This window comes from Bacillus sp. AFS041924, assembly GCF_002577195.1.
Taxonomy (GTDB): Bacteria; Bacillota; Bacilli; order Bacillales; family Bacillaceae_G; genus Gottfriedia.
On sequence record NZ_NULG01000045.1, the window covers coordinates 1 to 14389 of the forward strand.

A 14389-nucleotide genomic window follows, 5' to 3' on the forward strand; every position below is an offset into this window, starting at 1 on the left:
AAAGGTAAAACTTACTATTATAAAATCCGTTCTTATAAAATGGTTGGGTCACAAAAAATTTATGGTGAGTGGACAAGCGTAATGTCTATCAAACTATAAAATTTAAGCAATAAAGTCAAAAAGGGTGGTTACGAAAATGGATTAATCACCCTTTTTGAAAATATAACGATTAGATCAACTTTTTCTAATAAAAACTTTCCCTTAAAATATTAAAAGACAGGAATACAAATTTGTCGTATTCTTGTCTTATTTTTTTGTTGCGCATGTAAATACTAAATATGTTAATAATATGAAATAATTGGTTTTTTTTTATTGTTACTATAAAATTGAAATCAGTACAAAAGTAATAGTTTTAGTTACTTAAGGAGAAATAATAAAAATGAATTTCGAACAAATGGAACATATCGTTGTAGCAGCAAAGGAAATGTCAATTACGAAAGCTGCTGAAAAATTATTTATATCTCCTTCAGGGATGAGTCAATCAATAACTCAGCTAGAAAATGAACTTGGAATTAAAATTTTTAATCGTTCTAAGCAAGGGGTTACACCAACTTTTGAAGGGAAAATAGTCATTTCAAAGGCAATTACTTTGTTAAGCACGATTAATGAGCTTAATAAAGAAATTTATGATATAAAAAATAAAAGTGAATCGCATTTGAAAATCTTAACAGCACCTACTTTTACATATCTACTTCAAGAAACTATGGTACAGTTTAATGAGGAACAAGATGAAGTTTCATTTGAAGTAGTTGAAGAAAATCCAGCTAATATGATTCAAAATTTCATTAAACAAGATTATGATTTTGGACTAATTCCTGCTACACATGAAGAATTAAAAAAAGAAAAATTCATTGAATTTGAACATTTACATAATGGCCATTTTTGTATTGCAGTAGGTAGGAAATCACCTTTTTATTCTTATGATTCTGTATCGCCAAGTGATTTAGTTAATGCAAAAATTGTAATGTACAAAAACTCGGATTATAAAAGATTACTAAAATTTACAAAAATGAATCCTAAAAATGTGGTTTTACAAACAAATAGAAGTAGCTTACTGTTTGAGTTAGTAAAAGAAAGTCAAGCCATACTTTATTTACATGAATTTTCAATCAAAAATCGTCCAATGGTAATAAACGGTGATATAAAAATAATTCCGATGAAGGAAGAAGAAATTTTCAATCTTGATTTTTACCTGATCCATTTACAATCAAAACCATTGTCACCTTTGGCAAAAGAATTTATTGAGAAATTAAAAAAACAGTTAAAAAATAGTATTTAAAAAAGATAGTAATGGCAGAGTAAATCTGACAACCACTATCTTTTTTTCTTATTCATCAAACTGCGACTCTTTTCCTATTGCACCTGTACTTAATATTGTTACGATCACTTTAGGTTTAATTTTTATTTTAGGAAATTCTTTTTCCAAATTTATCTTTCTCCATTTTTCTGGATAATGTTCTTTTAAATTTCGACCGATCCCTAGTACATCACTATTAGCTAGTTGAATTTCTTTTATAACTTCCCCGGCTCTTTTATTTATATCTTTACTAATATTTGACCGCATCTCTTCTTCTTTTAACATCTTAATTGTTGTAAGACCGTTTATTCTAGCATTTACTTTGATTTTTAAATTAACTTCAATCTTATTTTTAGAAGTTGAAATTGATAATTCTTTCTTAGGTCGAATTAACTCATAAGAGATTGTATTGTATGGTGCTTCATATTTTTTAGGAAGCTTCGAAATAAAATGGCCAGTATTTCCATATTTCCCCATCATCATAAGAAGTACTGGAGAATAGTCAGAAGATATGAAATGACCGGTATAGCTAGCTTTATGCATTAGGCCCGCACCAACAACCTCTACTCGATCATCTGGTGTAACATCTACAACTGGTAATGTAAAATCAATCCCGTCTTCTGAAGCACAAGTAAAAATATGAAAGAGCTCCATCTTTTGTGCTATTGAAGTTGAATCAGCATTATCAATTGTATCCTTTAATATAAATGATAACGGTTTAGTTCCAAGTGTTTTTAATTCCAAAACTTTTTTTGCGGGCTGTTTATTTGTTATCGCGACTGCCACATTTAGATTTGAAAATGTTCTACGTCTAAAAGTATTTAATAGATGAATAAATTTTGATTTTGAGAAATCTTCACCTAATAATAAAATTCTAGTTTTGGACGTAGTTATATCACCAGGTAAAAATGATTGTATATCCATCCCAGCTTCGGAAACTGAGTCCTTAATAGATTTTACAGATTCATTTTGGAAATCGAAGACGCCTGCTCCTTTTCCTATAAGATCCAAAATTAGAGCATTAACCTCAATTTTCTTATCTTGATCTAAATCTATACTTATCCCATTTACTAATGTTTTATCTGTAATTGTTCTCGAATCCCAACAACCTGTAACTAATAAAAGAAAAGTAATTAAACAAAAAACGATTAACGATTTACGAATCAATTTAGTAGCCCCCTAACTTTATTAATTAGGAACAATAGAAACGGGATAATGATTATAAAGATAGGGTCTAAATAAGATCCAAAATTGAAGATTGTTTCTCTTGTTATCACACGGAAAGAGACTATCGGATAGAAAGCAAATATTAATATAATGATGAAAAATAGTATACTCTTCCTATTTTTCACAAGTAAAGATAAACGTTTATGTACATCTTCACTAACGATATAAATATAGTTAACTACTGTTGCGCAAATAACAATTGTCCAAAAGCTTAAAAACACCGTATCTAGACTTTCGATCATCTTGGATTGATAGGTTTTAAAAATATAAAGAATTGGATCTATAATATAACTATTTTCTTTATTACTTAATCTAATATAGGACGTGAAAATTATAAAGGTATATAGAATTGTCGTAAAGAAATTTGCGAAAGTTAGAGTGAGTAATTTCTTTTTTGTATTTTGAAAGCTTGGTGATAAAAATAAAAAGATTTCGAAACCTAACATTTCAAGAACTGATGAATACGCACCAGAGCCGATCTTTTTAATTGGAGATTGACCAATTGGTAGTATTCTACCGATATGAACATTATCATAAGCGGATAGTAGGAATAGGATAAAGATAAGAAAAATAAATGTACAAAGTACATATGTTCTAGCTATTGTCAGGATGTCATTTTTCGCAATGACATATGCTGTAATTAAAAATAATATGAGAATAAGCCAGGACGGACTTTTTGGAAAAATCCAGATTGTGATGATATCAGAAAATCTCATCGAGACTACGAGTACAACATATAAAAAATAGATGAAATAGCATATATTTATACATGTTCCAATGAATGGATTGGTTATTATTTTTGTATAGTCTGTAAAACTTTTGTTTGGAAATTTTTTATATAAACTAAAATATAGAAATATTAATATTTGTACGATTATTCCACCTATAAGAGTCGAAATCCATCCATCATGACCTGCAATTTTGTAAATGTTATTAGGAAAGCTAGTTATGGCGACACCGAATTGGGTAAATATAATTAAATAAAATAGATGCTTATTATTAATCATGTAGATTTCTCCTTTTTATTTTTTAGAAGAAGAAATTCGGAGAAACCTGGATTTTCGACATATCGATAACTAAAAGCTCTAATTTTTGATAAGTGTGCTAATATCATAAAAACACCTAAACTAATTCCAATAAATCCAAATATTGAGGAAAGGACTAAAAGTGGTATTCCCATGATTCGTGCTGCAATCGACATTTCCTTTGATGGAAGTGAAAATGATGCAACAGCAGTGACAGCAATTACAACAACCATAGAATTTGAGATTAAATTTGTTTGTACAATAGCTGTACCTATGACAATCGCTCCAACAGTACCGATTGTTGAGCCAATCGGATTCGGTAGTCTTAAAGCTGCTTCCTTCAGCAGTTCTAATATAATAATCATCGAAATGGCTTCGATAAATGGTGGAAGTGGGATATTTTCGATTGATAGTTTTAAAGTATAAAAAATAGTGACAGGTAATATATTCGAATGATACGTTGTAATCGCAATATAAGTTGAAGGTAATAATACGGAAATCCAAAAAGCGAATATCCTTAAACAATAAAAAAACAACCCAAAAAACGATCGGAAATTAAAATCATCAGCACTTCGAAAATAGCCATAAATATCATAAGGAAATAATAATGCACTAGGATCATTATCAAGCATAATCGCAGGTTTTCCTGATAATAAATGACGAATTGTACGATCTGGTCTTTCAGTGAACAATACTTGGGGAAAAGGTGAAGAAGGATACTCTTCAATAATATTTTGGATATGTACTGTCTCAATCATTTGCTGAGGTTCAACTTTTCCATTTGTATTAAGCTCTATTATTTTCTTTTCAATTGTTTCAATCATTGACTTAGGAGTCATATCGTTTAAATAAAAAATGGAAAGAGAAACAGGATATTTTTTACCAACTGTCATGTTTTTGATGACTAATTCTTTTGTACGTAATCGTTTTCGAATTAAAGTTGTATTAATTTTAAGACTCTCAACAAAACTGTCATGCGGACCTAATGTTATCGTTTCAGAAACCGTTTCTGATATGGAACGATCGCTATTATTACTAGGCGCAGAATAAGATTTTGCCTTACTTAAATTGTTGTCATTAAAAACAATGACGTTACCAGAAAGAATAGCCTGCAGACATTCATCAAGTGTATATGCATCATCGGAATCTAATATTGTTGTGATAATTCGATCTGAATTATCTGTTGAAATTATTCGTTCTAAAATATGGGTTTGAATAACTTCTGAATCGACCATAGTATCTAAATAACATAAATGAAGAGTTACTTCCCCAACTGAATATTTTTTATATTTAAAATCTGAACTTGATTGAAATTCCCTTTTTACTTCTTCTAACATGGAGGTTTTTTCTTTTACTTCCATATAACCAACTCCTTAAAAACTCCTCAAAGAATATAAGTATTATTCCCTGATGTGAATTGGATATGTATGGAAATTGGACCTAAAATTAACAAACTAATTAAATGTAGACTTTCAGGTGAATGGAAATATGTTAAAAAATTAATCGCAACTTTTCTTATTGGATTATATAGATTAAATGCCCGATTCTTCCTCTGGCATTTTTTTCATTATATAAACATAAATTTGTAAAGTATCTCATATAAAAGAAATCTTGAATTTCTAAAGTCTATAATTCATTATGAAATTTTTTTACGAAAGGGGTTGAGAACTCACCATGCAGATAATTGGAAAAGGAATACCCCGCAAAGAATCTTTCGAAAAAGTTACAGGCTATGCTAAATATACAGACGACTTTGAGACGAACGATATGCTACATGCTCAATTAGTAACTAGCCCTTACGCGAGTGCAATGATTAAAAGTATAGATGCTACTGAGGCATTAAACGTACAAGGTGTAAGAAAAATAATATTCGGTGAAAATCTTCCTTTAGTTGGAGAAGGAATACTTGACCGTTATCCAATCGCTTTTGATCGTGTTCGATTTTTTGGTGAAGTAGTGGCAATCGTTGTAGCAGATACTGAGTATGAAGCAGCTCAAGCTGCTAATATAGTAAAAGTACAATATGAACTACTTCCAGTTGTAAACTCTCCGACAGAAGCGCTTAAACAGGATGCACCACTTATACATCCAAAACTAGGGGAATATGAAGTTACAGAAGGGGTTTATCCTGAGCCAGGAACAAATATTGCCACTAGGATTAAAATTCGAAAAGGGGATTTTAATAAAGGCTGGAGAGAAAGTGAAGTAATGGTTGATGAGAATTTTGCATTTAGACCATCTAATCATTCTGCAATGGAGACAAGATGTTCCTTTGCTCAAATTCATCATGATGGCACAATTGAGATTACAACTTCTTCACAATGTCCATTTATGGTTAAGGATTTAATTGGAGAGTATTTTGGAATAAAACCTGGAAAGGTCATTGTGAACACTCCATTTGTTGGTGGAGGATATGGTGGGAAAGGGGCTGTCCAGTTAGAACTCTTAGCCTTTATTGCTTCACGGGCTGTAAATGGTAGATTAGTAAAAATATATAACACTCGAGAAAATGATATGCTTTCATCACCAGGTCATATCGGACTTGAAGCGAATGTAAAACTAGGTTGTACCAAAGACGGAATGCTCAAGGTGGCAGAACTTCAATATTTATGGGATGGCGGGGCTTATGCAGATAAATCAATCGATTTAACTAGGGCTGGTGCAGTTGATTGTACTGGACCTTATAATATTGAAAATATTTGGTGTGATTCTTTATGTATGTATACGAACCACCCTTATCCGGCACCTTTTAGAGGGTTTAGCCATTCGGAAGTACATTTTGCATTTGAAAGAGCGATGGATATCCTTGCTAGAAAATTGAATATGGACCCGATCGAATTAAGAGAAAGAAACGCTATTAAACCAGGTGATACTACTCCTACTCAAGTTGTATTAAATTCTAGTACTGTTGCTAATCTACCAAAATGTATTGAAAAAATGAAAGAATTAATCAATTGGCAGGAAGGTCAAGTTGTTAACTTAGGCAATCATAAATTACGGGTTAAGGGAATTAGTTGTTCTTGGAAAACTTCTACTATTACACCAAATGCTAGCTCAGGTGTAATCTTGATCTACAACGCAGATGGTAGTATTAATTTAATTTCTGGTGTTGTAGAAATTGGTCAAGGTACAAAAACGATTCTTGCTCAAATGTTAGCAGAAATCCTCAGAATGGATGTAGATGACATTCATGTTCAAATGAATATCAATACATTAAATACGCCAGAGCATTGGAAAACCGTTGCAAGTAGAGGAACGTTTATGGCTGGTAGGGCATTATTAGCAGCAGCCGAAGATTTAATGAAACAATTGAAAGATTTAGCTTCATTTATATTGCGTGCTCCGGTTGAGGATTTAGAAGTTGGTTATGGAAAAGTGTTTTTAAGAAGTGAGCCGACTAAAAATATACCGATTAAAGAAATTGCTTACGGATATACATTTCCAAATGGAAATTCGATCGGTGGACAAATAATGGGTAGGGGACACTATATTTTAACAGGCTTAACTCATATAAATCGAGAAACTGGTGCAGGAAAACCAGGACCAGAGTGGTCGGTATGTGCACATGGTGTAGAAGTTGAAGTCAATACGAAAACATATGAATATAGGATTCTTAAAGCAGTTACTGCTGTAGATATTGGCAAAGTACTTAACGTTAAAACTGCAACGGGGCAAGTTAAAGGTGCAATGAGTATGGGATTATCATTTGCAGGAAGGGAAACTTTTACTTTTGATAAGCAGGGAAAAATTCTAAATCCTCAATTAAGAACTTACCGACCAATTCGATTTGGAGAGAATCCTAAATATGAAGTAGCGTTTGTTGAAACTCCACAAATTGATGCCGTATTTGGTGCAAGAGGAGTAGGAGAGCACGGGTTACTAGGAATGCCAGCTGCTCTTGGAAATTGCCTTTCTACCGCGTTATCTACAAATATCAATAATTTACCAATTATCCCAGAACTATTATGGAAAGTAAAAGAAGGTGGGTTATAGATTGTTATCTTCTAATATAGAATACTACAAACCAATGACGATTAAAGAAGCATTGGAGACTTTTTATTTTTTAAAAGCCAAAAACAAAAGACCAATTTATTATGCAGGTGGTACTGAAATCATAACACTTGGCCGTTTAAATTTAGTCGAAACAGATGCCCTCATTGATATTAAAGAACTAAAGGAGTGCCAATTATTTGAGTTTAATGAGGATTATTTAATATCAGGTGCGGTACTTTCACTTACAGAAATAGAAGAAAAAAACCTCTTTCCTTTACTCTCAAAAGCGTCTATGGAAATAGCTGACCGAACTGCTAGAAATAAAATAACTTTAGGTGGAAATATATGTGGCCAAATCTTTTACCGAGAAGCGGTTTTACCATTTCTACTTTGCGATAGCCAAGTAATTGTTGCAGGATACAATGGTGTAGAGGCTTTTCCAATCGAACAAATCTTCAATCAAAGCTTACAACTCCAAGATGGACAACTTCTTATTCAACTTTTAACAGAAAAGAAATATATAAACTTACCATTTATGTGCATAAAAAAACGTCAGCAATGGGATACGGGCTATCCATTACTAACCATTGCTTCAATTAAATCAGATAATCAATTACGCTTTGCTTTTAGTGGACTATGTCCTTTTCCGTTCCGTTCAAAGCAAATGGAAACTGAACTAAATAATATGGACTTGAATGTAAAAGAGAGAATACAAAAAGCACTTCAATTCATCCCCGGAGAAATACTTGATGATGTTGAAGGCTCAAAAGAGTACAGATTATTTGTATTAAGAAATACACTTGGAGAGATTATTTCTGAAATGGAGGTAAGGTAATGGACCAGTCTCCCATCAAAAAATTAAGTGTTTCTTTAGAGGTTAATGATGAAATACGACAAGTGGAGATTCGTCCAGTAGACACTCTCCTTTATGTGCTACGAACAAAGCTCGGTTTTTCTGGTGCAAAGCCGGGTTGCCTAAATGGAGATTGCGGAGCTTGTTCGGTTGTTGTTAATGATAATGTATATAAATCATGTATTATGCTTGCCATTGAGGCAATTGGACAAAAAATAACGACAATTGAAGGCTTAAAAGATTCACCTATTCAAAAAGCTTTCGTTGAAAATTTTGCGTTTCAATGTGGTTACTGTACTCCAGGATTCATCATGAATTGTCATTCTCTTTTAATGAAACAACCAAATCCAACGTTTGAAACAATAAAAGAATGGTTATCTTCTAATATTTGTAGATGCACATGCTATGAAGAAATCGAAGAAGCTGTTTTATCAGTGATCGAAAATAGAGAAAAACCAATGAATAATGAATCAGAAAAAGATGAATAAGGATCTACTTAACTTTTGAGCTGAGTCACTAGATTTCCATTGTGTAAAGTAGAAAATAAACGAAATGACTGAAATTGCCATAAGAAAAACTTGGGTATCAGTCGGTCTTATCGTTGGGATATCTGTTAAAGCCATAATCACCATTCCTTTATTTACTAAAGATTCGCGGATCGATATCAAAGTGTTTCGATACAATTTTTTTACAAAAGAAATACGTTTTTTTTAGAAAAGGAAGAGTCGGTTCGCTAACTGGTGCACCAAAAATAGGACCACTGACATTGAGTGAGAATCTACCAGGACCTATAACAGAGCTTACAACTCGAACTTCATCAATTAATAATAAAATAGCAATTATGATATCGATTACATCAATGAGAGTATTTGTTAATTGATCTCCATAATCACTTTCTATCCGTTCTCTACCTAATAAGGGTCCACTTAGAGAAAGACTAAATTCACCAGACGTTACAAAAACACCTATTAACGTAATTTGACCAGTTAATAATAGTGCAGCAGTAGCGACATTTAAATCTCTTTGAAGAGTAGCGATAATACGAAGATCTTCTTTAATTTTATAGTCATTCATTGAATCACACCCTCATGCCTATAGTATTGATTCAGTGCCCAAGTGTGAATTGAAAAAAGCAGGAAAGAGCAGGAGAGAAATGTCATAAAAAATTCGATAAAAAGATGCAGCTTTGTCTAGCTGCATCTTTATTTTTAGTTATAAAATTGGTAAAATGTAAAGTGGTGCTTGTCAAGATTAAGAATTTGTTAAATGAAAACTCATAAATAAAGATCTTATTAAATAAAAATGAAAAGAGAAGCAACAGTTATGAACCACTTCCTTTTGGGATGTGGTTATGTTTTTATCATAAAAAATTAAGATTTCCATACTACTCAAGCATAATAATAACTAAGTAAGGGGGTTATGGAATGGAGGTCAAAAAATTTTTTCAAAGCAGCACGTTTAGACGTCTCGCGATGATGCTTTGTATTGTTCTTGTTTTAATCTTAATTCGAAAAATAATAAATTTAGTCTTATTAATTTTCATTTTTACTTATTTAATGGACCGAATACATAAATTTATTATTAATCGATTGAATAAGATTTTGCCAGTTAATCGTTTAGTTGTTGTTTACTCTTTGTATGTTGTCATTGTGGCGGCGTTAGTTTTTGGAATCTATAATTATTTACCTGTAATTACATCTCAAGTTGTCCAATTATTAGTACAAATTAAAACATTCTATATGAATCCACCAGATGAGAAATTCATAAATTATATCGTTACTGCAATTAAAAAGGTTGAAATATCTGGGTATACTGAGCAAGGATTAGATTTTTTATATAAGTATGCATCTAATATAAGTCAATGGGGTATTGAAGTACTAATCGCCCTAGTTCTGAGTTTCTTTTTTCTACTTGAAAAACCTCGGATTATTGCATTTACAAGAAAATTTGAGAATAGTAAAATATCACTTTTTTATTATGAAATGGCCTATTTTGGTGAAAGATTTTCGCGTTCTTTTGGGAAAGTAATTGAGGCTCAGTTCTTAATTGCGCTTGTGAATTGTTTCCTATCTGTCATCGCATTAAAATTTATGGGATTTCCACAGTTAATCGGATTAGGATTTTTGATATTTTTACTAGGACTAATTCCGGTAGCTGGAATGTTTATCTCGTTAATTCCACTTTGTACAATTGCTTATACAATAGGTGGGATGACACATATTATGTATGTGATCTTGATGATTTTAGTTTTACATGCTCTCGAAAGCTATTTTTTAAATCCGAAGCTGATTTCTGCTAAGACGAATTTACCAGTTTTTTATACATTTTTAATTCTAGTGTTTTCTGAACGTTTTTTTGGCGTATGGGGTCTAATTATTGGAATACCAGTTTTCATCTTTTTATTGGATGTATTAGACGTAACAGATCATGAAACGAAAAAAGTAGAGCCAATTGAATAAATAAAAAGATGATATCGTAACGGCGGTATCATCTTTTTTATTTATCCTACATATTCATTCATTTCTGTTTTAATAAATTTAATGAACTTCTTTTCAATTGGGGATAATGATTTCTTTTTTAAACGTAATAGACCGAGAGTTACATCCAATGGTTCATAATTTAGTATATCAACTTCAACAATCTTACCTTCTAATAAAGCTGGATTATTTTTTAAAACGAAATTTGGTGCAAGACTAACTGCCAAATCACTAGATACCGTTCGAATAATTTCTTCAGAGTGGTTAGATGAAAATAATATATTCATATTTCCGTATTTAAGTTGAAGGTTTTTAATAAACCATTTAATATAATCGCCGTTGTAGAGGATAAAATTTTGTTGTAGTAATTCCTCAGGTGTTATCCTTTTAGTCACTGCAAACGGTGAGTCTTTGCTTACATATACCTTCATTTTACCTACTTGAATGATATCGCAAATTAATTCATCTTTTTCCTTTAAAAATTCTCCATACAGACAAATAATACCAATATCAATTTTGTTTTTAAGGACGTTTTCCATCGTTCGAACTGTTATATTTTCAACGATTTCAATATTTATATTTGAATGTTTGTTTTTAAACTCCATTAAAGGTGTTAACAAATAATGAACAAAAGCTGGTATGGTTGAAACACTTACTTCACTTTTTTGATCAACAATACTTTTTCTTGCTTCTTCTCTTAATTCATCAAATTTTAAAAGTATTTCTTCCGCTTTTTTTATAATATTTGAACCTTCTTTTGTTAATGTAGTGCCTATACGTGTCCGGTTGAAAATCTTTAAACCAAGATCTTCTTCGATTTTTGAAATCGCCTGACTTATGCCAGATTGAGTCGCGTGTAGATTTTCTGCAGCTGATGAAATGGATCCCGTTTTAGCAACCTCAACGAGAAATTCTAATTTTTGTAAATGCATATTCGTCACCACCTAATATTAACCTTCCAACTATTTTAATTATGTGAATTAACTATATTTCCTCTAAATATTTCTATTCGAATTTTTGATACTAGTATTAGAAAATGTGAAACACTGTCTGAAATTTATTATGTTTTCTTGAATTATGGCTCATATTGTGGGTTGTCATGATCACAATTGGCCCTAATTAGACTAAATCAACGAAATTAATCACTATATCAACAGGTTTTATTGATTTATCAACGGAATTAATTAATATATCAACGGAGTTCACATCTTTATCAATATTGTTCAATTAGTGTTCGTGGTTTTCGATATGAGACTGTTACATTTTAACCAATATTAGCCATTCAAAATGCGGTACGAATGTTTTATGAACGAAAATCGCGACCTATACACCAAAGTCAAAAAGCGTTCGTATTACTCGATTTGAATCTTCTTTTTCTCAACCTCTCCATAGAGCTATAATTTACTTCGACATAAATTGGAAACCACCGGACAAACTAAACAAAAAAACGTTTAAGGTGATCTCTATTGACTAACACAGAACAAACTACTTTATTAGTAAGTTTAGAAAAGAATATTCATTATTTAAAAGAGAAATTTAATAATTCTACTGATTTGAAAATTAGACCAATAACGGTAAATGATGAAGTTATTCGTGATGCTGCAGTATTATATATTGATGGAATAACGAATACACAAATTATTCAAGATAATATTCTTGTACCATTGCTCAGAATTATTAAATTTGAAAGTATTGATGCTGTTATCACCCGTCACCTTTCAATAGCTGATGTTATGAAGGTGACTGATTATGAAAATATTTTGTCTGGACTATCGAAAGGAAAGACACTGATTTTAGTCGATGGTTATGATGAAGGAATTTTAGCAGATACTGCTGATTGGCAAATGCGGTCAATCAATGAACCTGATACTCAAAGATCACTGAAGGGCTCGTTAATAGGATTTAATGAACAATTAAAAGTTAATATCAATCTTCTCCGTAATATCATACCGTCAAATAAGTTAAGTATTGAAAATCTACAGGTAGGAAACGAAGTAAAAACAGATGTATCGATTATTTATATGGACGGATTTGTTGATCAAAACATATTAGAAGAAACAAGGACAAGAATTAAAAATATCGATGTTACTTATTTATTAGAAGCTAGAGTAATCGAAGACGCTTTAGAAGGGAAAAAAACTTTTTTTCCAACAGTTTTTACGTGTGAACGACCAGATGTCACTGTTTCAGCATTATATGAGGGCCGCGTTGCGATCTTAGTGAATGGTATTCCTTATTCTATTCTTGTACCTTCGCTTTTTCTTCATTATTTTCATCAACCAGATGAATACAATACTAAATCAGGTCGATTTGGATTCAGGTTTTTACGGTTTTTTAGCTGGTTATTTTCAATTGTTTTATTGGGGTTTTATGAAACAGTGGTCCGTTTTCATCATGAGTGGGTACCACATAAATTTGCCAAGTTGTTTTTCACAAAGTCAGATACTTTGCTACCCACTATAGTTGAGATTTTATTTGTAATGATTATTTTTCAGTTACTTACAGAAGCTTCTTTAAGGATTCCTAAATCGACTGTAATTATCGTTTCACTTATAGGGGCTATTGTAGTTGGACAAACTTCAGTCACTGCAAAACTGATTCACTCAGTGACACTAATAATAGTAGGAATTAATTTCCTTTCTAGTATTGCGATAGCTGCAGGTGGGTTATATGGATCGGTTATGACGTTACGATTAGTTTTTTTATCTTTAGGGTTCTTCTTTGGATTAAAAGGTATCGTAATTGGCTTAGTTATTTTGATAGCTTATATGTCGAGAGTTCGATCATTAGGTGTTCCGTATTTAGCTCCGTTTATTCCCTTTAATCCAAAAGAAATGAAAGATGCTTTTTTCAGAGGAGATTTAAGGAAAATAATTAATAGTAGACATTCCTATCCTCACCGGGAAAATAATAAATAGAAGATAAAAAGAGCGACGTGTTTTTTATTTACGTTGCTCTTCGCCCAGTATCAAAAAAAAAATTATCGAATTAAATTTCACTGACAAACAAGATTTCAAAGATGCCAATAAAGGCTTCGTAGAATCACTAAAACAAAATCAAATAAAAAATTTAATAGGTACTGTCATTTGGGAAAGTCCTTCTCCTTTAACTGTAAACCCCAAGCCTATGGAGATTTGATCACTTCGATCTTTGGGAAATATCGGTACTCCATAAGAATTCAAATAAAAAAGCTTCTTAATTGTTAAAAGAAGCTTTTTTATTTTTTTAATTCTAAAAATTTAGAAAATTACAGAATCCGTTTTATTCATTTTATTGTATAAAACCTGTTTAATCTAAAAGATGGATAATGCAGTTTTTCATTAAGAAAAAAGTCGTCGCTTTTAGTTTAAATCTTACTCACTTTTTTATTAGTTTCGTTCATTTTAATCAATTAAAACCTAATTTGAATGTGACTTTCAATATCATACTATAACAAAACTTTATCATTAAAATAGTATTAATTCACTTTATAGTATGTGAAAAGGTAGACAAAAAATCAGATTTAATATATATTTAT

At 31.4% G+C, this 14389-nt stretch carries 11 protein-coding genes; 6 read left to right on the forward strand and 5 right to left on the reverse strand.

Features of this window, described 5'->3' with window-relative positions; genetic code table 11:
* Nucleotides 1–379: 379 nt before the first annotated feature.
* Nucleotides 380–1279 carry a LysR family transcriptional regulator gene (locus COC46_RS13230; RefSeq protein WP_098810180.1) on the forward strand — a complete coding sequence of 300 codons (900 nt, stop codon included), beginning with the start codon at nt 380–382 and terminating at the stop codon, nt 1277–1279.
* Between the two features lie 48 nt (nt 1280–1327).
* On the opposite strand, the gene COC46_RS13235 is transcribed toward COC46_RS13230, so the two are convergent.
* The 3 genes from COC46_RS13235 to COC46_RS13245 are packed head-to-tail and all read right to left on the reverse strand — an operon-like array spanning nt 1328 to nt 4910.
* Nucleotides 1328–2464, reverse strand: coding sequence for a Ger(x)C family spore germination protein (locus COC46_RS13235; RefSeq protein WP_098810181.1), 1137 nt, complete (start codon nt 2462–2464; stop codon nt 1328–1330).
* Complete coding sequence (locus COC46_RS13240; protein WP_098810182.1) at nt 2461–3531, reverse strand: GerAB/ArcD/ProY family transporter; 1071 nt, start codon at nt 3529–3531, stop codon at nt 2461–2463. Before COC46_RS13240 ends, COC46_RS13235 begins: the two co-directional genes overlap by 4 nt.
* Entirely contained in the window at nt 3528–4910 is a 1383-nt protein-coding gene (locus COC46_RS13245; RefSeq protein ID WP_098810183.1) for a spore germination protein, read from the reverse strand. The genes COC46_RS13240 and COC46_RS13245 overlap by 4 nt, the downstream gene beginning before the upstream one ends.
* Nucleotides 4911–5223: 313 nt before the next feature.
* On the opposite strand from COC46_RS13245, the gene COC46_RS13250 reads away from it, so the two are divergent.
* The 3 genes from COC46_RS13250 to COC46_RS13260 are packed head-to-tail and all read left to right on the forward strand — an operon-like array spanning nt 5224 to nt 8883.
* Complete coding sequence (locus tag COC46_RS13250; RefSeq protein WP_098810184.1) at nt 5224–7542, forward strand: xanthine dehydrogenase family protein molybdopterin-binding subunit; 2319 nt, start codon at nt 5224–5226, stop codon at nt 7540–7542.
* Nucleotide 7543: 1 nt separating this feature from the next.
* The gene (locus tag COC46_RS13255) at nt 7544–8377 is read left to right on the forward strand and encodes an FAD binding domain-containing protein (RefSeq protein ID WP_098810185.1); all 834 of its coding nucleotides are present in this window, start codon (nt 7544–7546) and stop codon (nt 8375–8377) included.
* A complete protein-coding gene (locus COC46_RS13260) occupies nt 8377–8883 on the forward strand; it encodes a (2Fe-2S)-binding protein (protein WP_098810186.1) in 507 nt (168 codons plus the stop codon). Before COC46_RS13255 ends, COC46_RS13260 begins: the two co-directional genes overlap by 1 nt.
* A gap of 148 nt (nt 8884–9031) precedes the next feature.
* Here the strand turns inward: COC46_RS13260 and COC46_RS13265 are convergent, their stop codons facing one another.
* Nucleotides 9032–9469: a hypothetical protein gene (locus tag COC46_RS13265; protein WP_098810187.1), complete on the reverse strand. Its 438-nt coding sequence runs from the start codon at nt 9467–9469 to the stop codon at nt 9032–9034.
* Nucleotides 9470–9819: 350 nt separating this feature from the next.
* Here COC46_RS13265 and COC46_RS13270 point away from each other — a divergent pair, with 350 nt between their 5' ends.
* Nucleotides 9820–10854: an AI-2E family transporter gene (locus COC46_RS13270; RefSeq protein ID WP_098810188.1), complete on the forward strand. Its 1035-nt coding sequence runs from the start codon at nt 9820–9822 to the stop codon at nt 10852–10854.
* Nucleotides 10855–10895: 41 nt separating this feature from the next.
* Here COC46_RS13270 and COC46_RS13275 read toward each other — a convergent pair whose 3' ends face one another.
* On the reverse strand, nt 10896–11804 hold the full coding sequence (locus COC46_RS13275; protein WP_098810189.1) for a LysR family transcriptional regulator: 909 nt from the start codon (nt 11802–11804) through the stop codon (nt 10896–10898).
* A 534-nt stretch (nt 11805–12338) separates the two neighbouring features.
* Here COC46_RS13275 and COC46_RS13280 point away from each other — a divergent pair.
* On the forward strand, nt 12339–13790 hold the full coding sequence (locus tag COC46_RS13280; RefSeq protein WP_098810190.1) for a spore germination protein: 1452 nt from the start codon (nt 12339–12341) through the stop codon (nt 13788–13790).
* The last annotated feature ends 599 nt before the right edge of the window (nt 13791–14389 follow it).